This is a genomic window from Kaistia defluvii (assembly GCF_026343955.1).
Taxonomy (GTDB): Bacteria; Pseudomonadota; Alphaproteobacteria; order Rhizobiales; family Kaistiaceae; genus Kaistia; species Kaistia defluvii.
In genome coordinates this window covers 134320-156083 of the sequence record NZ_JAPKNI010000004.1, presented here as the reverse complement: position 1 = coordinate 156083, position 21764 = coordinate 134320, and the positions used below count along the sequence as shown (strand labels likewise).

The window sequence follows — 21764 nt, the reverse complement described above, 5'->3', positions numbered from 1 at the left end:
GATCGTCCGTCGCCTTCGGATCCTCGTGGCGGCGCGGCGGCCTCAGTCGCTGGATAGCACCGCCGTTGAATCGAGGACGGCCGCGACTTCCTTATCGTGATTTCCGAGCATGGCGGCGACGCGCTCCAGCGCGGCGATCAACATGGCCTGTTCCCAATCCTCCAGCGCGGTGAACTGCTCGTGAAAGCGTGCATGCACGCCATCGGGGGATATGGCCAGCACCTTGCGTCCGGCGTCCGTGAGCGAAAGCCACACCTGGCGCCGGTCGCTTTCGCCCTTGCGGCGCTGGATCATGCCCAGCCCTTCGAGCTTTTGCAGCAGCGACGTTGTGGTCGCCTGGGTGATTCCCATGCGGGCGGCGATATGGCCGGCCGTCTGCTCGCGCTCGTCATCGAGCATCTGCATGAAAATGAGCTGCGAGGGGGTCAGGCCCGTCTCGCGCATCACATGTTTGCCGTTCTGCTCTGTGGTGCGCAGGATTTTGCGCATGGCCGTCAAGGCAAGCTTGGTTCGATCTTCCAATTCCGCACCCGCGTCAATCATCGGCAGATCCTACCGTTGGCTGGCGATAAACCCAAGCGGAACGTCAAAAAGGAAGCATGTGATAATTAGTTCATTCTATCTAAATATCGGATAGGTTCGTGACAGCGAGTGAACACATTATTGCCTTCATCATATTATTGTCTTGCCGAAAAGCACTTAAAAATCATGGTTTTAGCGCAAATTCCCGCTTCTATCGGTGATCCATGGCCGCAATCGACGGTTGACACTTAGTTTCATTAATCTAATTATATAGCCATGATTGATTGGAAGCGCGACCACTACGTCGCAGGCCGGGCTGCGGCTTTTGCCTCGCCGGCCATTCGCAAGCCGACCGCCCGAGACGGTGTCGGCATCGCGGCACTCATCGGCGCTACGCCCGCGCTTGATGACAACTCGCTCTACTGCAATCTGCTGCAGTGCACCCATTTCGCGGCGACATGCGCCATCGCGGAGCACCACGGCCAAATCGTGGGGTGGATGTCCGGCTACATTCCGCCGGACACGCCGGAGACGCTGTTCGTCTGGCAGGTCTGCGTCGGCAAGGCCGGCCGGGGGCAGGGGCTCGGCGGCAAGCTGATTGGTGCGGTGCTGGCGCGACCCCAGTGTGCCCGCATCCGGAAGATCGCCTGCACCATCACGCGTGACAATGCAGCCTCCTGGGCGCTGTTCGGATCCGTCGCCCGCAAGCTCGGCGCGCCGCTGAGCCATGTGGAGCACTTTACGCGGGACGATCATTTCGGCGGTCAGCATGACAGCGAACTGGCCGTCACCATCGGCCCCTTCGACAGGCATCGCACGCTGGAACTGGTTGCCGCCTGAACCGGTGCCCACGCCCTCTCGACCGACCCAAGCTACGGGGAGACGACTTTTCATGAACTTGACCATTTCAAGCCCGAACGCCGCCACGACTGCAACCATCCCGGCCGAGGCAATTGCCTCTGTCGAGACCTTCGAGCGTGTCGAGAGCCAGATCCGCTCCTATTGCCGCAGCTTTCCAAAGCTGTTCGACAAGGCGCGCGGTGCCACGATCTACGACATGGACGGCAAGCCCTATACCGACTTCCTCGCCGGCTGTTCGACGCTCAATTACGGTCACAACGATCCCGACTTGAAGGCGGCTCTGATCGAGTATGTCTCGTCGGACGGCATCGCCCATGGCCTCGACATGTATACCGACGCCAAGGCGCATTTCCTCGCGGCCTTCGAAAGCCTCATCCTGAAGCCGCGCGGCATGGACTACCGGGTCCAGCTTACCGGGCCGACGGGAGCCAACGCCGTCGAGGCGGCGATCAAGCTCGCCCGCAAGGTGACGGGTCGCAACAATGTCATCGCCTTCACGAACGGCTTTCACGGTGTGACGCTCGGCGCTCTCGCGGCGACCGGCAACGGCAAGCACCGCGCCGGGGCGTCGACCCCGCTTTCCGGCGTGACCCGCGCCGCGTTCGATGGCTATTTCGGCCCCGACGTGGATACGGCCGATCAGTTGCAGCGTCAGCTCGAGGATCCCTCCGGCGGGATTGACCCGCCAGCCGCCATCATCGTGGAGACGGTGCAGGGGGAGGGTGGTCTGAACGCCGCTTCTCCGGGATGGCTTCGCAAGATCGCCGCGATCGCGCGCAGCCAGGGTGCGCTTTTCATCATCGACGACATCCAGGCGGGTTGCGGCAGGGCCGGCGGTTTCTTCTCGTTTGACGGCATGGATATCAAGCCGGACATCGTCACGATGGCGAAGTCGCTCTCCGGCATGGGCTTGCCGCTGGCGCTGGCGCTGATCAAGCCCGAATACGACGTCTGGAAGCCGGCCGAGCATAACGGGACGTTCCGGGGCAACAATCATGCCTTCGTCACCGCCACGGCCGCGCTGGAGAAATTCTGGTCCGATTCACGCTTCTCCGGCGCCGTCGCGGACAAGGCCGGCTATCTCGCCCGTCGCCTCGACGCCATCGCCGACGAACACGGTCTGGCCGTCAAGGGCCGTGGCATGATGATGGGCATCGATGCGGGAAGCGGCGCCAATGCGGCCGCCATCTGTCAGGCCTGCTTTGCCGATGGCCTGATCATCGAGACGTCGGGCAGCCATGATGAGATCGTCAAGGTTCTGGCACCGCTGACAGTCTCCACCACCCAGTTTTCACGGGGGCTCGACACGCTGGAGGCTGCATTCGCCGCAGTGCTTGGCACGCGTCGCGCCGCCGCAGAATAAGAGGAGAACACGTATGATCGTTCGCGATATCCACCAGGCGCGCGAGACCGACCGCTTGGTCAAGGCAGAGGGCTGGGACAGTACCCGCCTGCTGCTGGCCGGCGACGGCATGGGCTTCAGCTTCCACATCACGCGGATCCACCCCAACACCTCGCATGTGTTCCACTACAAGCATCATTTCGAGAGCGTCTATTGCATCTCCGGCAACGGGACGATCGAGGAACTGGACAGCGGGACGGTGCATCCGATCCGTCCCGGCGTCATGTACGCGCTCGACCAGCATGACAGGCATCGCCTGAGCGCGGAGAGCGAACTGGTCCTCGCCTGCAGCTTCAACCCGCCGGTCAGCGGTCAGGAAGTGCATCGCGCGGACGGTTCCTACGCGACGGCGGCCGAACTCGAATCGGCTTGAGCGTATCCGCTCGCCCCCACGGAGATTTCAGAAAGGCACCGACAATGGCCATGATTGCTACCGCCCCTGCGACGCAGGATGACTATCCGACCCGCCTCCCGGAAGAGCGCTGGCTCCCGCGCAAGGACCCAGTCTTCTGGGGCGAGTGGTCTCCCGAGGCGCCTTTGACCCGCACCGAGACGGAGAGCTTCGAGAAGCGTGGCTACATCATCCTGAAGGACGTCTTCTCGGAGACCGAAATCGCCGCGCTTCAGGCTGAATCGGCACGCATGCGCTCGGGCGAGGCGGGTCTCTCGCCGGAAAATATCATCACGGAACCGGACTCGGACGAGGTCCGCACCGTGTTCCGGCTCGACGAGCAGAATGCGCTGTTCGATCGGCTGGCCCGCGACGCTCGGATAGCCGGGCGCGTGCGCTACCTGCTTGGCGACGAGGTGTATCTGCACCAGTCGCGGCTCAACTATAAGCCCGGCTTCAATGGCAAGGAGTTCTACTGGCACTCCGATTTCGAGACATGGCACGCCGAGGATGGCATGCCGCGCATGCGCGCCATCTCGGCCTCGGTCCTGCTCACCGACAATGACGCGCTAAACGGACCGCTGATGCTGATGCCAGGCTCGCACCAGACCTTCGTGGCCTGCGCCGGCGCGACGCCGGAGAACAACCACGCTTCCTCGCTCAAGAAGCAGGAAATCGGCGTGCCCTCGCCGGAGAGCCTGTCTCGGATGGCCGAGAAATTCGGCATCGACTATGCGGCCGGCAAGGCCGGCACGGTCATCCTGTTCGACTGCAACACGCTGCATGGCTCGAACGGCAACATCACGCCGTTTCCCCGGTCCAATGCCTTTTTCGTCTACAATGCATGGTCCAACCGCGTTGGCGCGCCCTATGCCGCCAAGACGCCGCGCCCGGCCTTCCTGAGCTCCCGCGATCCGCAGGGCCCGATCGCCATCGCACGCCAGTCCCTGGCGTGAGACGCGCCGCTCGCCCCAACCCATCCTGCAAGATAGCGCCGTTCCCTTGGCATCCGAGGGACGGCCGGAGACGATATGACTGATACGACAACGGCCCACACTGTCGAGAAGATCGGCGGGACCTCCATGTCGCGCACCGCGGAGCTGCTCGACACGGTGCTGATCGGCGACCGGACGGGCGATGCGCTCTACAATCGGATTTTCGTGGTATCCGCCTATGCGGGGATGACGGACGATCTGCTCGAGCACAAGAAGACCGGCGAGCCGGGCGTCTACGCGCTTTTCGCCAGCGCCGAAGGCGGATGGGCCTGGAGCGACGCGCTCAGTACGGTTGCCGCCAGGATGCAGGCCCGCAATGGCGAGGTATTCACGGACGAGGGTGCGCGCCTGCAGGCGGACCGCTTTGTCCGTGAGCGCATTGAAGGCGTTCGTTCCTGCCTGATCGATCTGTCCCGTCTCTGCTCGTTCGGCCATTTTCAGCTGCAGCATCATCTGTTGACGGTCCGCGAGATGCTTGCCTCGCTCGGCGAGGCACACTCGGCCTTCAACACCGTCCTGCTGCTCAACATGCACGGCGTCAATGCGCGGCTGGTCGACCTGACCGGCTGGCGCGAAGGCGCGCAGTACGAGCTGGACGAGTGCATCCGGCGCGCTTTCGCCGATGTGGATCTGCGCCGCGAACTGCCGATCGTGACGGGTTATGTCCAGTGCGAGGAGGTGCTGATGCGCACCTATGATCGCGGCTACAGCGAGGTGACGCTGTCGCGCATCGCGGTCGTGACCGACGCGCAGGAAGCGATCATCCACAAGGAGTTCCATCTCTCCTCCGCCGATCCGAGGATCGTTGGCTCCGATGCCGTGCGGGTGATTGGCGAAACCAATTACGACGTCGCCGATCAGCTCTCCAACATGGGCATGGAGGCGATCCATCCGCGCGCCGCCAAGAGCCTGCGCCAGGCCGGGATTCCGCTGCGCGTCAAGAACGCCTTCGAGCCGACGCATGCCGGCACGCTAATCCGTTCCGACCTCGATGCCCGCGCACCGCAGGTCGAGATCGTCACCGGTCTCAAGGGGGTGTTCGCGTTCGAGTTCTATGATCAGGATATGGTCGGCGTGAAGGGCTACGATGCCGAGATCCTGGAGGCGCTGACGCGTCACAAGGTCTGGATCATCGCCAAGACCTCCAACGCCAACACCATCACCCATTTCCTCAAGGGCTCGATGAAGGCCATCCGCCGCGTCGAGGCCGATCTGTCGAAACGCTTCCCGACCGCGGAGATCTCTCTGCGCAAGGTGGCTCTCGTCTCGGCGATCGGTCGCGATCTTCGCCACCCGGCGATCCTGTCGCAGGCGATCCTGGTGCTGGCGGAGGCCGGTGTCGCGCCGCTCGGCGTCAACGACCTGATCCGCAAGGTCGATCTTCAGGTGATCGTCGAGGAAGCCGATTTCGAGACTGCGATCAAGGTCCTGCATGGCGGCTTGATCGAGAACTGGGCCCGGTCTCAGCCGCCCCAGTTGCACGCCGTGGCGTGACATTCCCTGCCGGCTGAAAAGATCGGGGCACCGGCCGGCCATTCGCCCATCCTTCCAGAGGAGCTTACTCTATGACCAAGATCCCGCAATTTGCCGTCTCCACCCTTTCGGCCATCGCGCTGGCCGCCATGGCCGCATCCGCTGCCAATGCCGCGTCGCTCGAAGACATCAAGAAGGCCGGCGTCATCCGCATCGCCGTCGCCAACGAGATTCCGTATGGCTATGTCGATCCCAACGGCAAGGCGCTCGGCGCGGGGCCTGACGTTGCCAAGAAGCTGATGGAGACACTCGGCGTCGGCAAGATCGAGTGGGTCACCACCAATTTCTCGTCGCTGATCCCCGGTCTCAAGGCGGATCGCTTCGACATGGTGGCGGCCGAAATGGCGATCCTGCCCGACCGCTGCAAGCAGGTGCTCTTTTCCGAGCCGAACACCTCCTATGGCGAGGGCCTGCTGGTCGCTGCCGGGAACCCCAAGGACATCCATACCTACAAGGACTTCGCCTCGAACCCCAAGCTGAAGGTTGCCATCATGGCGGGCGCCGACCAGCTTGAGATGATGCAGAAGCTGGGCGTTCCCGATGCGAATGTCGTGACGATCGCCTCCAACGCCGATGCGATCTCCACGGTCGGCACCGGCCGGGCGGATGCCTATGCCGCGACGAGCCTGACGGCGAGCGGCCTTGCCGAGCAGGGCAAGGGCGTCGAGGTCGCCGCGAAATTCACCGATCCGGTTGTCGACGGAAAGGCCGTTCGCAGCTGGGGTGGGTTCACCTTCGCCAGCGGCAATGAGGAACTGCGCGACTCGGTCAATGGCGCGCTCGCCGAGTTCAAGAAGACGCCCGAGTGGAACGAGATCGTGACCGGCTACGGCTTCACGGAAGCCGATGTCGAGGGTTCGAAGGCCACCGACACCGCGGCGCTGTGCGGCGGCGCCTGATCCAGACGTCGCAATGATTGGAAGCGGGCGCCCGCGCGGCGCCCGCTTCGTCGGTTCTGAACCCAATTGACACGGATACACGCATGCACTGGACAGAGTATCTTCCTTCCCTGATGCAGGGCGCGTGGGTCACCGTTCAATTGACCCTCTATTCCACGCTGCTCGGCGCGGCGGCCGCCTTCGTCTTCGGCATCGGCAAGCTGTCGCGAAACTGGGCGCTGCGGGGCGTCTCGATCGCCTATATCGAGGTATTTCGCGGGACATCGCTGCTGGTGCAGCTGTTCTGGCTCTATTTCGCGCTGCCTCTGGCCGGCAATGCGATCGGCATCGATCTCCGCCTGCCGCCGGTGCTGGCCGGCGTTCTGGCGCTGGGTCTCAATATCGGCGCGTATGGGGCAGAGGTCGTGCGCGGCGCGATTCAGGCCGTGCATTCCGATCAGCACGAGGCGGCTCGCGCGCTGAACTTCACCGAGCGGCAAACCCTTTTCCGGATCACGATTCCACAGGCCATCCCGGAGATGATGCCGTCCTTCGGCAATCTGGCGGTACAGAACCTCAAGGACACGGCTCTGGTATCGCTGATCAGCCTCGGCGACCTGACCTTTCGGGCCGAGCAGATCCGCAATTTCACCCAGGAGAGCACCACCATCTATACGATGCTGCTGTTCATGTATTTCGGCATGGCGCTGGTCGTCACAGCCATCATGCGGCTGCTCGAGCGTTTCGCCGGGCGGTGGCGCGTGGCCGGGAGCTGAGCCATGCTGTTTGGATTTGAATGGGACCTTTCGAACCCGCTCGCCTTCGCGATCTCGATCCTGCCGATCCTCCTGATCGGCATGTGGGTCACGATCCAGGCAACCGTGGTTGGCTTCTTCGTGGCGCTGGTTCTGGGACTGATCTTCGCCATCCTGAAATCGGCGCCCTCGCGTTTCATCGCCTGGCCGGCGCGGCTGGTCACGGAGTTCATCCGCGATACGCCGCTGCTGGTGCAACTGTTCTTTCTTTATTACGTGCTGCCCGAATATGGCATCGTGCTGCCCGCCTTCATGACCGGCGCGCTCGCGCTCGGCCTGCAATACAGCGCCTATACGTCCGAGGTCTATCGGGCGGGTATCGAGGCTGTCGGGCGTGACCAGCACGAGGCGGCGCGCGCGCTCAACCTGCCTTCGGCGCGGACCTTCACCCATATCGTCGTGCCGCAGGCCATTCCTCGCATCGTGCCGGCCATGGGCAACTATCTGGTGTCGATCATGAAGGACGTTCCGGTCCTCTCCGTCGTCACCGTGCTCGAGATGCTCAACGTCGCGAAGATCATCGGCGACCGCACCTTCAATTATCTCATTCCGCTCTCGATGGTCGGCGGCCTTTATCTGATCATGACGCTGGTCGCGTCCGCGGGCGTTCGCCTGCTGGATCGCTACCTTCCCAAACAGGGGCTTCCGCTCAAATGACCGATCCGATCATCAAATTTGACAAGGTCGTCAAGCGCTTCGGCGATCTGACCGTCCTCGACGAACTCGATTTCGAGGTCCAGAAGGGCGAGAAGGTTTCGATCATCGGCCCGTCTGGCTCGGGGAAATCGACCGTGCTGCGCATCCTGATGACGCTGGAGCAGATCGATGGCGGCATCGTCACCGTGGGCGGCGAGCCGCTGTGGCACGAGTCCGGCCCGAACGGCCTGCAGCCGGCGAGTGAGGCGCATCTACGCAAGATGCGCGCCCAGCTCGGCATGGTGTTCCAGCAATTCAACCTGTTTCCGCACATGAGCGTGCTGCGCAACATCACGGAGGCGCCCGTCAGAGTGCTCGGGCTTTCCAAGGTGGAAGCGCGCGAAAGGGGCGAGGAACTGCTCGAACTGGTGGGTCTCGCCGATCAGGCCGACAAGTATCCGCACCAATTGTCCGGCGGGCAGCAGCAGCGCGTCGGCATTGCCCGCGCGCTGGCAATGCGGCCCAGCATCCTTCTGTTCGATGAGCCGACCTCCGCCCTCGATCCGGAACTGGTCGGCGAGGTGCTGACCGTCATCGGCCGGCTGGCCGAGGAGCATGATCTCACCATGCTGCTCGTCACGCACGAGATGCGCTTCGCCCGCGAGATTTCGGACCGCGTCTGTTTCTTCGACAAGGGCCAGATCCGCGAGGAGGGCACGCCGGAGGCGCTTTTCACCGATCCGAACGAGGAGCGGACCCGCGAGTTCCTCAAGGCCGTTCTGGATTAGGCCCCACTCGCGGGAATCGGGCGCACTCCGCCCTTGGCGATGGGGCGATGCCGTTCCCGTCCTCTGCCGGATGCCGTCAATCCGCTGCGGCAACGGGCCTGAGGCCGGCAGATCGTCCTGCGAGGATCGTATGCGAAAAGTTCGATTGCGTAGCGCTCATCGAGATCGGAGGAAACCGGCGATCAAGCGGTGCGCCATCGGCCGGGCAGGCCTCTGGCCGCGATCCAGAGCACGACAAGTTCGCGCTTGCCGATGATGTCTCGAAGATCCCTTGGGTCGGCGACGCGAACGACATACTGGCCTCCATTGAAATGGACGTGCTTCAGCGTCGCCTCGTCCTGCGTCTGGCGCAGTTTCTGTGGCGCTCCCGAGTGATACGGGCGCTGATGCAATTTCAATGACTTGCAAGGGGAATGGCGGAGAGGAAGGGATTCGAACCCTCGAGACGGTTTTAAGCCGTCTACTCCCTTAGCAGGGGAGCGCCTTCGGCCACTCGGCCACCTCTCCGCCGCTGGGTCTAATGGAGAGGATCGCTTCAAACAAGGGGCTTTTCCGTTTGCCCCAAGTTTCTTGCACCGAATTCCCCCGAAAGCTGGCCGTGGCATCGGCATGTCCTGTCCCGCCGCAACGCTTTCCCTGCATGGGGCCCGGGCGCCCATGGCGACCTCGGTGGTCTCGTCGGGAACACCCTAGGAAAGCGCGTCGCGCTCGTTCTGGAGCGTGATGAGTTGCTGCTCCAGATCGGCCAGCCGGTCGGCAAGCCTGGTTTCACTGGCGGCGCCCGACGCGGAAGAGGCCTGCTGGCTCAGTCTTTGTATCGTTTCCCGGATCGAGGAGATCCGGGCATCGATTTCAATCAGTACCCTTGCATCGGTCATCGCTTCCTCCTGGCATGCAATGTCGCCTTGTCAACGTAGTTGAGCCGGCGAAGGTTCAAGACCGGCTGCCGGGCGATTCCGGTTCAGCGGCGACTGCGGGAGAGGCCCTTCTCCTGCAACTCGGCCAGATAGGAAGCCCAGAGCTTCTCGTGGTCGCGACCCAGTTCCGCGAGATAGGTCCAGGTGAACAGGCCGGTATCGTGGCCATCATCGAAGTTCAGTCGGATCGCGTAGTTTCCGACCGGATTGATCGTGGCGATGGCGACGTCGATCTTGCCCGGAACCGTCTGCTTCTGCGACTTGTTGTGACCCTGCACCTCAGCCGAAGGACTGGTGACGCGGAGATATTCGGCCGCGAGTGCATAGCGGGCCCCGTCTTCGAACGAGACGGTCAGGGTACGCTTGTCGGGCGACAGGCGGATTTCGGTAGGCCACGGCGTGGATGCAGAATTCATAATGGACCCCGACGGCCATCCGGCCGTGAAAAACAAGGGCGGTCGTCATCCGACCTCCCGCTTTTGGCCGCCTGCCTTTGAAACGGCGCGGTATCTCGTCTACATAGCAGAGATCGCCGCTCCGTTCCTAAAGACGGGCGGTTAAAGGAATGCGCATGAACCAGATCGTGCCGCTCTTGGCCGAAACGACGCCGATGGTCGACCCATTCGGACGTTCCATCACCTACCTCCGCGTCTCCGTGACGGATCGGTGCGATTTTCGCTGTGTCTATTGCATGGCCGAGGACATGACGTTTCTGCCGAAGCGGGACGTGCTTTCGCTGGAGGAACTGGATCGTCTGTGCAGCGCGTTCATCGCCAAGGGCGTGCGACGGTTGCGCCTGACCGGGGGCGAACCGCTCGTGCGGCGCAACATCATGTCCCTGGTCCGCGCGCTGGGCCGCCATATCGAGAGCGGCCAGCTCGACGAACTGACCCTCACGACCAACGGCTCGCAGCTTGAACGCTTTGCGTCGGAACTGGCCGATGCCGGCGTGCGGCGCATCAATGTGTCGATCGACACGCTGGATCCGGTCCGCTTTCGCGCGATCACGCGCTGGGGCGACCTGGACAAGGTGATGGCGGGCCTCGATGCCGCCCAGGCTGCGGGCCTGAAGGTCAAGATCAATGCGGTGGCGCTCAAGGGCGTCAACGAGCATGAGATCGACGACCTCCTGCGTTTCGCGCATGGGCGCGGCATGGATCTCACGCTGATCGAGACGATGCCGCTCGGAGAGATCGAGGGCGATCGAACGGACCAGTATGTGCCGCTCTCGTCCGTCCGGGCAAGGCTCGAGGAGCAGTGGACGCTGACCGACATTCCCTACAAGACGGGTGGGCCCGCGCGTTATGTCGAAGTCGGCGAGACCGGCGGGCGGCTCGGCTTCATCACGCCGCTGACCCATAATTTCTGCGAGACCTGCAACCGGGTCCGCGTCACCTGCACGGGCACGCTGTTCATGTGCCTTGGACAGGAGGATGCGACCGACCTGCGTGCGCCGCTGCGCGCGTCCGAGACCGACGCGCTGCTTTCCGCCGCCATCGACGAGGCGATCGGGCGCAAGCCCAAGGGGCATGATTTCATCATCGACCGCGACCATCGCCGACCTGCGCTCGGTCGTCACATGAGCATGACCGGCGGCTAGCGCCCCTGGCACGCCGGAGTTTATGTTGCGCTGCACAGCGCGCGTTATTGTCGTTTCGGCGCGTTTTTCTTTCTTTGCATGTATTGGACGGCCCTCTTGGCGTCGTCCCCGTTGCTTCGTCCCGGTTTATTGGTCAATCTTCGCAGGTCAGGGCCGATCCGCCCCGACCCGGATCATCTGCGGCGCCGCGCTGCCGCGCATTGCCTGAAGTTCCATGCCCGCTTTGGCCGACAATTCTCGCGGCATCATCATGATGGTGCTCTCGAACCTTGCGTTTATGATCAATGATACCTGGATCAAGCTGGTGAGCGAGGGACTGCCGACGGGACAGATCCTCGTCATCCGGGGCTCGATCTCTTTCGTGCTGATCTGCGTCATCGTGTTTGCGACCGGAACGCATCGCCGATGGCGCGCCGTCTGCAACCGGCTCGTCGCCTGGCGCACCGTCGGTGAAATCGGCGCGACCGTGCTGTATCTTTACGCGCTGTTCAACATGCCGATCGCCAATGTTTCGGCGATCGGCCAGATCGTGCCCTTGATGACGACGGCAGCGGCGGCGGTGTTCCTCGCGGAGCCCGTCGGCTGGCGTCGTTGGACCGCGATCGCTGTCGGGTTCTTTGGCGTGTTGCTGATCATGCGGCCGAGCCTGTCGGGCTTCGACCTGTTTTCGCTGGCGGCGCTCGCGGCCATGGGCTTCATCACGCTTCGCGATCTGGTGACGCGCGAGATGGAGCCAGGCGTGCCGACCCTGCTGGTGGTGGCGATCACGGCGGCGGCAATGACCCTCACCGGCGCAACCCTATCCCTGGCGGAAACGTGGCCCGTTCCGGACACACGCCAATGGACCATTCTGGGTGCTGCCTCCGTCTTGCTGCTTTGCGGTTACGGCACGTCGATCCTGGCGATGCGCTATGGCGCGATGGCGGTCGTGGCGCCGTTCCGATACACCGGCATCCTGTTCGCCGTCATCCTGGGCTACCTGGTCTGGGGCGACGTGCCCGACGCCTTGACGGCGGCCGGCACGTTGATCGTCGTGGCGACCGGCGTCTACACCTTCAGGCGTGAGATGCGGTTGGCGCGGCTGACCGAAGCGGCGGCCGTCACCCGGTCCAGTGGGTGACGATCGCGTCAAGGTCCGGCCGCGCGCGATCGGCCGGGCGCTCCGTCTGGCGGCCAAGATGGATGAAGCCCGCGACCCGCTCTCCCGCCTGAACGCCGAGGATGGCGGCCGCTTCCGGGTCGCGTCCCGGCCATTTCAGGAGCCACTGTGTCGCATAGCCATGGGCGGATGCGGCCAGGATCAAATTCATGCCGACGGCGCCCGATCCGAGAATCTGGTCCCATTCGGGAATGCGAGACGTCGGGTCCGGGCGACTGACGACGACAATGGTCACGGGTGCACGCATCATGTAGAGCGTCCACATGTCGCCCTTTGCGGGCGCGAGGCCGGGATTGCGCGCCGCATAGAGCGCATCGAAGCGTTCGCCGGAAAGCTGGCGCGCTTCGCCTTCGATCACGATGAACCGCCAGGGCGCCAATCGACCGTGATCGGGTGACCGCGCCGCTATCTTCAGGATGCGCTCGAGATGCTCGGCGGGAATCGGCATCGGGTCGAAGGCCCGCATCGGCACCGAGCGGCGGGTCTCCAGCTTGGCGAGCATGTTTGGCGAAAATTGCAGTTCGAACGAATCGTCATAGATGGGAACGGCGGTTGAGGGAGCGCCGTGGTGGGCAGGGCCCTGATCATGCATGGGGGGCAGGCTTTCGTCTTCGGACGCGGTGACTTCGGAGAGATGCGCCCGGGGCGGGGGATTTGCAAGGTATCCGGCAGGGCAGACAACCCTGCATTCCATGCGTGCAGGGTGAAATCCTTCGCCTGTGTGGCGCGGATTCGACAGCAGGCGACCGGAAAGCGGCAGGATTCGGATCGAAATGGAGCGTTTGGCGCGCCATCAATTCCTTGTGAGCCCGCGCGATCGGGGCCGCGCGGCACCGTCGGGTTGCGCCGAACCTGAGCGGGCGCCGATAGGTGGAGAGGCCCGGCAAGCCCGGTCAAAGAGACGGGGCATGACGCCGTCGGAAGGTCGCCGCTGCCGGCGGTCGACGTGTGGCGGTGAGCATGCCATGGTTGCGCCCTCACAACCATCTGGAGTCACTACATGACGGATCTCGGCCTTCGCCCGCTTGTTCCCACCCTGCACCAGCTGGCCGAGAGCGCCGTCTATGACGATCGCAACAACCGGCTGCTTTATTGCGATATTCCGGACAAGGCGATCCATGCCGTCGACCTGGCAAGCGGGGACACCAAAGTCTGGCGCTTTCCGTCCGTCGTCGGCTCGTTTGGTCTCACCGAGTCGGGGCGATTCGTCGTCGCTCTGCGCGACAGTGTCGTGCTGTTCGATCCGGAAACCGCCGAGAGCCGGACGCTGGCGACGATTGAAGCCGAAATTTCAGAGACTCGTCTGAATGACGGCAAGGTTGGGCCGGATGGCTGCTTCTGGGTTGGCACGATGGACGAGCGCCCCGATCGCCAGCCGATCGGAGCCTTGTATCGGGTCGATCCGAGCGGCAAGGTCGAAAGGAAGATCGACGGGCTGATGGTTTCGAACGGTCTCGCTTTCAGCCCCGACGGTCGGATGATGTTCCATTCCGACTCGCGCGGCCCCTGGATCGACCGCTGGGCGCTCGACCCCGCGACCGGCGCGATCAGCGATCGCAAGCGCATCGCGGTGCTGGACGACGTGATCGGCCGCCCGGATGGCGGCGCGACCGATGCCGAGGGCAATTACTGGAGCGCCGGCGTCTCGGGCGCCAAGCTCAACCGCTTCTCGCCGGAAGGCGAGCTTTTGGCGAGCTACGACGTTCCCGCTGCCGCGCCGACCATGCCGGCCTTTGGCGGGCCGGATATGAAGACGCTGTTCCTGACCAGCCTGCGCGATGGCCGCACCGAGGAGCAACTGCGGCGCTGGCCTCTGACGGGCTCGGTCTTCATCGGGACCTCGCCGGTGGCCGGCTCGCCGGTTTCGCGTTTCCGCGACGTCTGATTCCGCCAAGGGGAGGGGGAGAAATCCCTCGCCCCAACCCTCTCCCGTGCGAGAGGAACTGGCCCACTCGGTCGGCGAAAGCCGAAAGAAGCCTCGTCCGGTTGCGGCTGAGGGACTGGCTTGGCCGCGAAGGCCCTATTCCTCCGGCGGCAGCGGGCGCGACTTGCGCGTGGCGTCGATCGCCACGAAGGTGAAGGTCGCCTCGGTCACCTTGGTAACGTCGTTGCTCTCGCGGTTGCGCCGCCAGGCTTCGACGAAAACGCGCATGGACGATCGCCCGGTCGTAAGGATGCGCCCATATATGGTGACCTCGTCGCCGACGAACACCGGGCTCAGGAATGACATGCCGTCCACCGACGCCGTCACGGTGCGCCCGCGCGCGCGGCGTGTCGCGATCGTGCTCGCCCCGAGATCCATCTGCGACATCAGCCAGCCGCCGAAAATGTCGCCGGCCGGGTTGGTGTCGTGCGGCATGGCGATGGTGCGGATGACCGGGATGGTCGTCGAATGGGGAAAGTCGGGCGCGCTCTGGGCGGTCATCGTGCCTCCTGGGTCTTCGATCGGTGTCGAACCTGCATGAAACGAAACGGGGCGCCCGAAGGCGCCCCGCTGATAGTGCATCCTGATTCGGTTAGACCGAATAGTACATGTCGAATTCGACCGGATGCGGGGTGTGCTCGAAGCGGATGACTTCTTCCATCTTGAGCTCGATATAGGCCTCGATCATGCCCTTGGAGAAAACGCCGCCTTCCAGCAGGTAGGCATTGTCCTTCTCGAGCGAGACAAGCGCCTCACGCAGCGATGCGCAGACCGTCGGGATCTTCTTCAGTTCCTTCGGGGGCAGATCATAGAGGTTCTTGTCCATCGCGGCGCCGGGATGGATCTTGTTCTTGATGCCGTCGAGGCCGGCCATGAGCATGGCCGCGAAGGCGAGGTAGGGGTTCGCGCCCGGATCGGGGAAGCGGACCTCGACGCGCTTCGCCTTGGGCGAGGTCGCGAACGGAATGCGGCAGGAAGCCGAACGGTTGCGCGCCGAGTAGGCGAGCAGCACGGGAGCCTCGTAGCCCGGGACCAGACGCTTGTAGGAGTTGGTCAGCGGGTTGGTGAAGGCGTTCAGCGACTTGGCATGCTTGATGATGCCGCCGATGTAGTACAGGCAGGTCTCGGACAGGTCGGCATATTCGTTGCCGGCGAAAACCGGCTTGCCTTCCTTCCAGATCGACTGGTGGACGTGCATGCCCGAGCCGTTGTCGCCATAGACCGGCTTCGGCATGAAGGTGGCCGTCTTGCCATACGAGTTCGCGACGTTGTGGATCGCGTACTTGTAGATCTGCATGTGGTCGGCCATCGTCACGAGCGTGCCGAACTTGACACCCAGTTCGTGCTGCGCCGAAGCCACTTCGTGGTGGTGCTTCTCGACGACGACGCCCATCGACTGCATCGCTGCCAGCATGTCGCCGCGCATGTCCTGCAGGCTGTCGATCGGCGGGACGGGGAAGTAGCCGCCCTTGGTCTTGACGCGGTGGCCGAGGTTGCCGCTCTCGTAGTCCGTATCCGAGTTGGACGGCAGCTCGATGTCGTCGAGCTTGAAGCCCGTATTGTACGGGGTGGTCGAGAACTTGACGTCGTCGAAGACGAAGAATTCAGCTTCCGGGCCGACGAAGATCGTGTCGCCGATCTTGGTCTGCTTCAGGTAGGCCTCGGCCTTCTTGGCGATGCCGCGCGGGTCGCGGTCATAGGCTTCGCCGGTCGACGGCTCGAGCACGTCGCAAACGATCGAGAGGGTCGACTGCGCGAAGAACGGGTCGATGGTCGCCGTTGCCGGATCGGGCATCAGCAGCATGTCGGATTCGTTGATGGCCTTCCAGCCGGCAATCGACGAGCCGTCGAACATCGTGCCTTCGGCAAAGATTTCTTCGTCGATCATGCCGATGTCGAACGTCACATGCTGCCACTTGCCGCGCGGATCCGTGAAGCGGAAATCCACATACTTCACGTCCTGCTCCTTGATGAGCTTCAGGACATCATTCGCGGTCGTCATAACTCTCTTCCTTCTATCAGGTGAACTGTGCCCGGTCGTGGCTGAGGCAAACAGGAAGCCGGCGAGGCCGGCAGGAGGGGGAGTGCCGGCAAAGGGTCGCCGGCGAAATGAGGGGCTTAGATCGCGTCCAGGCCGCTTTCGCCGGTGCGAATGCGAACTGCTTCTTCGATGTTGGAAACGAAAATCTTGCCGTCGCCAATGCGACCGGTTTGCGCGGCCTTGCGAATGGCGTCGACGGCGCGTTCGACGAGTTCGTCGCCCAGCACAATCTCGACCTTCACCTTCGGCAGGAAGTCGACCACATATTCCGCGCCGCGATACAGCTCGGTGTGTCCCTTCTGACGGCCGAAGCCCTTGGCCTCGGTGACGGTGATGCCTTGCAGGCCAACTTCCTGCAGCGCTTCCTTCACTTCATCGAGCTTGAACGGCTTGATGATGGCTTCGATCTTTTTCATTGCCTCCGCATCTCCGAATGCTTGCCTCTAGTGCCTGCCCAACCTGGCCGATGTGACCGGCCTGGCCACCCACTTGCAGGCTCCGTGCCAATTGCCAACCCTGCTGGAAAGCGCCGGAAAAATGGGCTCTTCGCATTGCATCATAGCGCGTATCACGCAAAAGCGATCCTCATGTCGTCCATTTAATGGGCAAATGACCAAAAAGTCGGCACGGAGCACTGCCGGGTCTCACGTCCTAGTGACCATTGCGCGCCAACCAGCCATCGGCCATGCGCATGTCGACGCCGTGTTCGGCGCCGAAAGCCGGCAAATCCTCGCGCTTCATGCGCCCATCCAGAACCTCGCCGATGCTGAACAGGGTCAGGGAGCGCGTGCCGCTGCGACAATGTGCCAGCACCGGGCCGTCCGTCCTCGCCAGCACGTCCTGCAACGCCCGCACATCCTGCTCGGTTATGGACGGGCCGGTGACCGGAATATGAGCATAGGCCAGTCCTGCATTCGCGGCCGCCTCCGCCTCCTCGGTGGACGCCGGCTGCGACGCCTCTTCGCCTTCGGGCCGATTGTTGACGACGGCCTTGTAGCCGAGGCCCGCAAGCGTCGCGAAATCCTCGAGCGCGATCTGTCCGGCGATGGAGAGCTTGTCGTTGATTTTGATGAGCGCGGTCATGGGCGGTTCCCCGTTGGCGATGGAAGGTCGGGGAAGAACTTATCGCAGCGCCGCGAATGAACAACCGTGTCCGGCGCGACAAAGTTCGGGAGGGGGGAGGGAACCTGGCTTTGCGCGACGGCCAGGCGGTTGCAGCCCCGTCTGCGCCGAGCCACTCTGCCCGCACGGAGCGGAGGGCCGGTCGCTTTCAGGATTCGGTCCGCAGGAGGGCCAAGAGGCATGATCGAGCTACTGAACCCGGCCGAGATGGCCGAGGCCGACCGCCTTACGATTGCGGCCGGCACGCCGGGCATCGTCCTGATGGAGACGGCGGGTCGTGCCGTGGCCGACGTCGCCGCGCGGTCGCCGCTCGGCACGCGCATCGCGATTGCTTGCGGCCCCGGCAACAATGGTGGCGACGGCTTCGTCGCGGCGCGTATCCTGGTGGCGCGGGGATATCGCGTGCGATTGGGTCTGCTTGGTCCGATGGCCTCGCTCCGGGGCGATGCCGCGCTCGCTGCCGCCGAATGGCGCGGCGAGACCGTGCCGCTGGCAGACCTCGATTTCGCCAGCGCGGACCTGATCATCGACGCACTGTTCGGGGCCGGCCTCGACCGGCCGATAGAAGGCCCCGCGGCAGCGGCGATCACCGCGATCAATGCCTCGAAGGCGCGTGTCGTCGCCGTCGACCTGCCAAGCGGCATTCATGGCGGAACGGGGCAGGTGATGGGCGTCGCGGTCCATGCCGACGATAGCGTCACCTTCTTCCGGCCCAAGCCCGGCCATGTCCTGATGCCGGGCAGGGCGCATGTCGGCCGGCTGACGGTTGCCGATATAGGCATCCGCCCGCAGGTTTTGGATTCGATCCGGCCCCGCGCCGTGCTCAACCGGCCTGAGCTCTGGTCGCCGCATTTGCCGATGCCGAAGGTCGATGGCCACAAATATGATCGCGGCCACGCCCTGGTCGTTTCCGGCGGCATGACGCAGACCGGCGCTTCGCGGCTGGTCGCCCGTGCAGCGTTGCGCGTCGGGGCGGGGCTGGTGACGGTGGCGTCGCCCCCCGACGCTCTGGTGGTCCATGCAGCGCATCTGACCTCGATCATGCTGAAGCGCATGGAGGGGGCGGCCGGGCTGTCGGATCTGCTCGCCGACAAGCGATTGAACGTCGTGGCGATTGGCCCCGGCCTCGGCCCGGTCGATATCGCCCTGCCCCTGGTCGAGGCGGCGCTGGGCTCCGGCGCCTCGGTCGTTCTGGACGCGGATGGCATTTCGGCGTTCCGGGAGGATCCGGAGCGGCTGTTTTCTGCCATTCGCAAGCGAAGCGCGCCTGTCGTGCTGACGCCGCATGACGGCGAATTCGCCCGTTTGTTCCCGGATCTGGCGATGTTGCCTGGCAAGCTGGACCGCGCCCGGCAGGCGGCCGCGCGCGCCGGCGCGGTCGTTTTGCTGAAGGGCGCCGACACCACCGTCGCCGAACCGGCGGGCCGCGCGGTGATCGCCGACAATGCGCCACCCTTTCTCGCGACCGCCGGATCGGGCGATACGCTGACCGGCATGATCGCCGGCCTGCTGGCGGAAGGGATGCCCGCCTTCGAGGCGGCGGCCGCCGCCGTCTGGCTGCATGGCGACGCCGGCGTGGTTCTGGGGCGTGGTTTGATCGCGGAAGATCTGGCGGACGCGCTTCCCCGTGTGTTTGCGCGGCTTTTCGTTTGACCCTGCGACCGCTAGTGCTATAGAGGCCCCACCTTGGCCGGAGCCTAGCTGCGACCGGTTATTGCGGGCGTGGTGGAATTGGTAGACACAGCAGGTTTAGGTCCTGCCGCCTCGCGGTTTGGGGGTTCGAGTCCCTCCGCCCGTACCAGCGTCCGGAATAAGCCGTGAAAGCAGCCGGGCGAAACGCCAAAGACCGATCGGAACAAGACAGAAAGCGCTGAACATGCAGGTGACCGAGACCCTCTCAGAGGGCCTGAAACGTGAACTCCAGATCGTGGTGCCGGCGACCGAACTCGACAGCCGCCTTTCGGCGCGTCTGGAAGAGATGAAGGGCCAGGTCCAGCTCAAGGGCTTCCGTCCAGGCAAAGTGCCGGTCGCGCATCTGCGCCGGATCTACGGCAAGTCGGCCATGGCCGAGATCGTTCAGAACGTCCTGAACGAGAACGCTCGCAAGACGCTTGAAGAGCGCGGCGAACGTGCTGCCATGCAGCCGAGCTTCGATCTGCCCGAAGACGAGTCCGATGCAGGCGACGTGCTCGCCGGCAAGAAGGATCTCGCCTACAAGATGACCTATGAAGTGCTGCCGAAGTTCGAACTCGGCGATTTCAAGGGAATCAAGATCGAGCGTCCGGTTGCGGAAGTCTCCGACGAGGAAGTCGAGACCGAGCTCAAGCGGCTCGCGCGCGATTCCGCGGAATATGCTCCCAAGGATGGCGCGGCTGCCGATGGCGACCGCCTGACCATTTCCTATCTCGGCAAGCTCGACGGCGAGCCCTTCGAGGGCGGTGCCGACGACAATGCCTTTGTGACGCTCGGCTCCGGCCGCTTCATTCCGGGCTTCGAGGAACAGCTTGCCGGCGCCAAGGCGGGCGAAGAGCGCGTTCTGAACGTGACCTTCCCCGAGGAATACGGCGCGAAGCAGCTGGCGGGTAAGGCCGCTACCTTCGATGTCGTCGTCAAGGAAGTGTCGGCTCCGGCCGAGACGACCATCGACGACGAATGGGCGAAGAAGTTCGGCATCGAGTCGCTCGACGAGCTGAAGGCAACGATGCGCCAGCAGCTCGAGAGCCAGCTCGGCTCCGCGACCCGCACGAAGGTCAAGCGCCAGCTGCTCGACCAGCTCGACGAGAAGCACGCCTTCGAACTGCCGCCGACCATGGTTGAACAGGAATTCCAGAACGTCTGGAACCAGGTCACCCAGGATCTGCAGCGTTCGGGCCGCAGCTTTGCTGACGAGGACACGACGGAAGAAGCCGCCAAGGCCGACTACCGCAAGATCGCCGAGCGCCGCGTGCGTCTTGGCCTCGTGCTGTCGGAAATCGGCGAGCAGAACTCGATCCAGGTCACCGACGAGGAAGTGCAGCGTGCTCTTGTCGACCGGATCCGTCAGTTCCCGGGCCAGGAAAAGCAGGTCTACGACTTCTATCGTGAGAACCCGGACGCGCTGGCAAGCCTGCGCGCACCGATCTTCGAGGAGAAGGTTGTCGACTACGTTCTGGGCCTCGCAGAGATCACCGACAAGACGGTGTCGCGCGAAGACCTGATGAAGGATGACGAGGAAGAAGCGAAGGCCTGATCGGCCTCCGCCGAGCCTCCGGGCCGGGTCTGACCCGGCTCCATCACGACAAGGGTGCCCCGGCGCGAGCCGGGGTTCCCGACGCGCCGGCGGAACGGTAGCGATGCGCCAGGGATCCGGGATCTCGACCGCATCGGGGATGACGATCTGCGAAAGGGCTTTCCGCCACCCCTTTCGAACGCAGTCGGCGTACCATATGTATGGGCCTTCGAGCCCCGGGAATCGGTCGTACCGAGTGAGGTCGGGCCGGGGCATCTCAAGGTATTTGTGGCAGTCCACTGCGCCGAAGGAAGATCATGAAAGATCCTATCGACCTCTATATGAATACGCTGGTCCCGATGGTGGTCGAGCAGACCAACCGTGGCGAGCGCGCTTATGACATTTATTCGCGACTGCTGAAGGAGCGGATCATTTTCGTCACGGGTCCCGTCGAGGACTACATGGCGACGCTGATCACCGCCCAGCTTCTCTTCCTCGAGGCCGAGAACCCGAAGAAAGAGATCGCGATGTACATCAACTCGCCGGGCGGCGTCGTCTCGTCCGGCCTGGCGATCTACGACACGATGCAGTTCATCAAGCCGGCCGTGTCGACGCTCTGCGTCGGCCAGGCTGCCTCGATGGGGTCGCTGCTTCTGACCGCCGGCGAGAAGGGCATGCGCTTCGCGCTGCCGAACGCGCGCGTCATGGTGCACCAGCCCTCGGGCGGCTACCAGGGCCAGGTGACGGACATCCTGATCCATGCCCGTGAGGTCGAGAGCCTGCGCAAGCGTCTCAACGAGATCTACGTGCATCACACGGGTCAGGACATGAAGACCGTTGAAGACGCGCTCGAGCGCGACAACTTCATGGTCGCCGAGCGGGCCGTCGAATTCGGCCTGATCGACCAAGTCCTGACGAGCCGCGACGCGCTCGACGCGATCAAGAAGGACTGACGGGATCACGCTGGGATCC

General features: G+C 63.8%; 24 protein-coding genes and 2 tRNA genes. 16 read left to right on the top strand and 10 right to left on the bottom strand.

Features of this window, described 5'->3' with window-relative positions; all coding sequences use genetic code 11:
• Positions 1-42 precede the first annotated feature (42 nt).
• On the bottom strand, positions 43-543 hold the full coding sequence (locus OSH10_RS11775; RefSeq protein WP_266331932.1) for a MarR family winged helix-turn-helix transcriptional regulator: 501 nt from the start codon (positions 541-543) through the stop codon (positions 43-45).
• Between the two features lie 255 nt (positions 544-798).
• On the opposite strand from OSH10_RS11775, the gene ectA reads away from it, so the two are divergent.
• The 9 genes from ectA (at position 799) to ehuA (ending at position 8821) form a co-directional block, all read left to right on the top strand.
• Positions 799-1362 carry a diaminobutyrate acetyltransferase gene (ectA, locus tag OSH10_RS11770; protein WP_266331931.1) on the top strand — a complete coding sequence of 188 codons (564 nt, stop codon included), beginning with the start codon at positions 799-801 and terminating at the stop codon, positions 1360-1362.
• Between the two features lie 52 nt (positions 1363-1414).
• Positions 1415-2746 (top strand): diaminobutyrate--2-oxoglutarate transaminase, encoded by a 1332-nt coding sequence (ectB, locus tag OSH10_RS11765; protein ID WP_266331930.1) that lies wholly within the window; start codon positions 1415-1417, stop codon positions 2744-2746.
• Between the two features lie 13 nt (positions 2747-2759).
• Entirely contained in the window at positions 2760-3158 is a 399-nt protein-coding gene (locus OSH10_RS11760) for an ectoine synthase (RefSeq protein ID WP_266331929.1), read from the top strand.
• 50 nt (positions 3159-3208) lie between these two features.
• Positions 3209-4132 carry an ectoine hydroxylase gene (thpD, locus tag OSH10_RS11755; RefSeq protein ID WP_266331928.1) on the top strand — a complete coding sequence of 308 codons (924 nt, stop codon included), beginning with the start codon at positions 3209-3211 and terminating at the stop codon, positions 4130-4132.
• A 75-nt stretch (positions 4133-4207) separates the two neighbouring features.
• Complete coding sequence (locus OSH10_RS11750) at positions 4208-5665, top strand: aspartate kinase (RefSeq protein WP_266331927.1); 1458 nt, start codon at positions 4208-4210, stop codon at positions 5663-5665.
• Positions 5666-5736: 71 nt separating this feature from the next.
• Positions 5737-6603 carry an ectoine/hydroxyectoine ABC transporter substrate-binding protein EhuB gene (ehuB, locus tag OSH10_RS11745; RefSeq protein WP_266331926.1) on the top strand — a complete coding sequence of 289 codons (867 nt, stop codon included), beginning with the start codon at positions 5737-5739 and terminating at the stop codon, positions 6601-6603.
• A gap of 83 nt (positions 6604-6686) precedes the next feature.
• Positions 6687-7358, top strand: coding sequence for an ectoine/hydroxyectoine ABC transporter permease subunit EhuC (gene ehuC / locus OSH10_RS11740; protein ID WP_266331925.1), 672 nt, complete (start codon positions 6687-6689; stop codon positions 7356-7358).
• Positions 7359-7361: 3 nt separating this feature from the next.
• Positions 7362-8054: an ectoine/hydroxyectoine ABC transporter permease subunit EhuD gene (ehuD, locus tag OSH10_RS11735; RefSeq protein ID WP_266331924.1), complete on the top strand. Its 693-nt coding sequence runs from the start codon at positions 7362-7364 to the stop codon at positions 8052-8054.
• A complete protein-coding gene (gene ehuA / locus OSH10_RS11730; RefSeq protein ID WP_323181585.1) occupies positions 8051-8821 on the top strand; it encodes an ectoine/hydroxyectoine ABC transporter ATP-binding protein EhuA in 771 nt (256 codons plus the stop codon). Before ehuD ends, ehuA begins: the two co-directional genes overlap by 4 nt.
• 182 nt (positions 8822-9003) lie before the next feature.
• Here ehuA and OSH10_RS11725 read toward each other — a convergent pair whose 3' ends face one another.
• From OSH10_RS11725 to OSH10_RS11710, 4 genes are all read right to left on the bottom strand, one after another.
• Positions 9004-9213: a hypothetical protein gene (locus tag OSH10_RS11725; RefSeq protein WP_266331923.1), complete on the bottom strand. Its 210-nt coding sequence runs from the start codon at positions 9211-9213 to the stop codon at positions 9004-9006.
• A 22-nt stretch (positions 9214-9235) separates the two neighbouring features.
• Positions 9236-9328 (bottom strand) — tRNA-Ser (locus OSH10_RS11720).
• Positions 9329-9510: 182 nt separating this feature from the next.
• Entirely contained in the window at positions 9511-9699 is a 189-nt protein-coding gene (locus OSH10_RS11715; RefSeq protein ID WP_266331922.1) for a hypothetical protein, read from the bottom strand.
• An 83-nt stretch (positions 9700-9782) separates the two neighbouring features.
• Positions 9783-10154, bottom strand: a complete 372-nt coding sequence (locus OSH10_RS11710) for a DUF971 domain-containing protein (protein WP_266331921.1) — start codon at positions 10152-10154, stop codon at positions 9783-9785.
• Between the two features lie 155 nt (positions 10155-10309).
• Here OSH10_RS11710 and moaA point away from each other — a divergent pair, with 155 nt between their 5' ends.
• Both moaA and OSH10_RS11700 read left to right on the top strand, forming a co-directional pair.
• Positions 10310-11338, top strand: a complete 1029-nt coding sequence (gene moaA, locus OSH10_RS11705; protein WP_266331920.1) for a GTP 3',8-cyclase MoaA — start codon at positions 10310-10312, stop codon at positions 11336-11338.
• 214 nt (positions 11339-11552) lie between these two features.
• The gene (locus tag OSH10_RS11700) at positions 11553-12458 is read left to right on the top strand and encodes a DMT family transporter (protein ID WP_266331919.1); all 906 of its coding nucleotides are present in this window, start codon (positions 11553-11555) and stop codon (positions 12456-12458) included.
• On the opposite strand, the gene OSH10_RS11695 is transcribed toward OSH10_RS11700, so the two are convergent.
• Positions 12439-12999: a nitroreductase family protein gene (locus tag OSH10_RS11695; protein ID WP_266331918.1), complete on the bottom strand. Its 561-nt coding sequence runs from the start codon at positions 12997-12999 to the stop codon at positions 12439-12441. The two genes, OSH10_RS11700 and OSH10_RS11695, sit on opposite strands and share 20 nt — an antisense overlap.
• Positions 13000-13497: 498 nt before the next feature.
• Here OSH10_RS11695 and OSH10_RS11690 point away from each other — a divergent pair, with 498 nt between their 5' ends.
• Entirely contained in the window at positions 13498-14382 is an 885-nt protein-coding gene (locus OSH10_RS11690; RefSeq protein ID WP_266331917.1) for an SMP-30/gluconolactonase/LRE family protein, read from the top strand.
• Positions 14383-14517: 135 nt separating this feature from the next.
• On the opposite strand, the gene OSH10_RS11685 is transcribed toward OSH10_RS11690, so the two are convergent.
• The 4 genes from OSH10_RS11685 to OSH10_RS11670 all read right to left on the bottom strand — a co-directional run bounded on the left by OSH10_RS11685 (position 14518) and on the right by OSH10_RS11670 (position 17545).
• Positions 14518-14922, bottom strand: coding sequence for an acyl-CoA thioesterase (locus OSH10_RS11685; RefSeq protein WP_266331916.1), 405 nt, complete (start codon positions 14920-14922; stop codon positions 14518-14520).
• A 91-nt stretch (positions 14923-15013) separates the two neighbouring features.
• Entirely contained in the window at positions 15014-16423 is a 1410-nt protein-coding gene (gene glnA, locus OSH10_RS11680; RefSeq protein WP_266331915.1) for a type I glutamate--ammonia ligase, read from the bottom strand.
• A 116-nt stretch (positions 16424-16539) separates the two neighbouring features.
• Positions 16540-16878, bottom strand: a complete 339-nt coding sequence (locus OSH10_RS11675) for a P-II family nitrogen regulator (RefSeq protein WP_018185381.1) — start codon at positions 16876-16878, stop codon at positions 16540-16542.
• A 235-nt stretch (positions 16879-17113) separates the two neighbouring features.
• Positions 17114-17545, bottom strand: coding sequence for a TIGR01244 family sulfur transferase (locus OSH10_RS11670; RefSeq protein WP_266331914.1), 432 nt, complete (start codon positions 17543-17545; stop codon positions 17114-17116).
• A 219-nt stretch (positions 17546-17764) separates the two neighbouring features.
• Here OSH10_RS11670 and OSH10_RS11665 point away from each other — a divergent pair, with 219 nt between their 5' ends.
• From OSH10_RS11665 to OSH10_RS11650, 4 genes are all read left to right on the top strand, one after another.
• A complete protein-coding gene (locus tag OSH10_RS11665; RefSeq protein ID WP_266331913.1) occupies positions 17765-19237 on the top strand; it encodes an NAD(P)H-hydrate dehydratase in 1473 nt (490 codons plus the stop codon).
• Between the two features lie 63 nt (positions 19238-19300).
• Positions 19301-19385, top strand: a tRNA-Leu gene (locus OSH10_RS11660).
• A gap of 75 nt (positions 19386-19460) precedes the next feature.
• Positions 19461-20813, top strand: coding sequence for a trigger factor (tig, locus tag OSH10_RS11655; RefSeq protein WP_266331912.1), 1353 nt, complete (start codon positions 19461-19463; stop codon positions 20811-20813).
• A 296-nt stretch (positions 20814-21109) separates the two neighbouring features.
• Positions 21110-21745, top strand: coding sequence for an ATP-dependent Clp protease proteolytic subunit (locus OSH10_RS11650; RefSeq protein ID WP_266331911.1), 636 nt, complete (start codon positions 21110-21112; stop codon positions 21743-21745).
• The last annotated feature ends 19 nt before the right edge of the window (positions 21746-21764 follow it).

Coding starts and splice junctions, on each gene's coding strand:
- OSH10_RS11710 (WP_266331921.1), bottom strand. CDS start 10,154: ATGAATTCTGCATCCACGCCGTGGCCTACCGAAATCCGCCTGTCGCCC.
- OSH10_RS11750 (WP_266331927.1), top strand. CDS start 4,208: ATGACTGATACGACAACGGCCCACACTGTCGAGAAGATCGGCGGGACC.
- OSH10_RS11690 (WP_266331917.1), top strand. CDS start 13,498: ATGACGGATCTCGGCCTTCGCCCGCTTGTTCCCACCCTGCACCAGCTG.
- OSH10_RS11760 (WP_266331929.1), top strand. CDS start 2,760: ATGATCGTTCGCGATATCCACCAGGCGCGCGAGACCGACCGCTTGGTC.
- OSH10_RS11650 (WP_266331911.1), top strand. CDS start 21,110: ATGAAAGATCCTATCGACCTCTATATGAATACGCTGGTCCCGATGGTG.
- OSH10_RS11695 (WP_266331918.1), bottom strand. CDS start 12,999: ATGCTCGCCAAGCTGGAGACCCGCCGCTCGGTGCCGATGCGGGCCTTC.
- ehuD (WP_266331924.1), top strand. CDS start 7,362: ATGCTGTTTGGATTTGAATGGGACCTTTCGAACCCGCTCGCCTTCGCG.
- OSH10_RS11675 (WP_018185381.1), bottom strand. CDS start 16,878: ATGAAAAAGATCGAAGCCATCATCAAGCCGTTCAAGCTCGATGAAGTG.
- tig (WP_266331912.1), top strand. CDS start 19,461: ATGCAGGTGACCGAGACCCTCTCAGAGGGCCTGAAACGTGAACTCCAG.
- ehuB (WP_266331926.1), top strand. CDS start 5,737: ATGACCAAGATCCCGCAATTTGCCGTCTCCACCCTTTCGGCCATCGCG.
- OSH10_RS11670 (WP_266331914.1), bottom strand. CDS start 17,545: ATGACCGCGCTCATCAAAATCAACGACAAGCTCTCCATCGCCGGACAG.
- ehuC (WP_266331925.1), top strand. CDS start 6,687: ATGCACTGGACAGAGTATCTTCCTTCCCTGATGCAGGGCGCGTGGGTC.
- OSH10_RS11665 (WP_266331913.1), top strand. CDS start 17,765: ATGATCGAGCTACTGAACCCGGCCGAGATGGCCGAGGCCGACCGCCTT.
- OSH10_RS11715 (WP_266331922.1), bottom strand. CDS start 9,699: ATGACCGATGCAAGGGTACTGATTGAAATCGATGCCCGGATCTCCTCG.
- thpD (WP_266331928.1), top strand. CDS start 3,209: ATGATTGCTACCGCCCCTGCGACGCAGGATGACTATCCGACCCGCCTC.
- ectA (WP_266331931.1), top strand. CDS start 799: ATGATTGATTGGAAGCGCGACCACTACGTCGCAGGCCGGGCTGCGGCT.
- OSH10_RS11700 (WP_266331919.1), top strand. CDS start 11,553: ATGCCCGCTTTGGCCGACAATTCTCGCGGCATCATCATGATGGTGCTC.
- ehuA (WP_323181585.1), top strand. CDS start 8,051: ATGACCGATCCGATCATCAAATTTGACAAGGTCGTCAAGCGCTTCGGC.
- OSH10_RS11685 (WP_266331916.1), bottom strand. CDS start 14,922: ATGACCGCCCAGAGCGCGCCCGACTTTCCCCATTCGACGACCATCCCG.
- glnA (WP_266331915.1), bottom strand. CDS start 16,423: ATGACGACCGCGAATGATGTCCTGAAGCTCATCAAGGAGCAGGACGTG.
- moaA (WP_266331920.1), top strand. CDS start 10,310: ATGAACCAGATCGTGCCGCTCTTGGCCGAAACGACGCCGATGGTCGAC.
- OSH10_RS11775 (WP_266331932.1), bottom strand. CDS start 543: ATGATTGACGCGGGTGCGGAATTGGAAGATCGAACCAAGCTTGCCTTG.
- ectB (WP_266331930.1), top strand. CDS start 1,415: ATGAACTTGACCATTTCAAGCCCGAACGCCGCCACGACTGCAACCATC.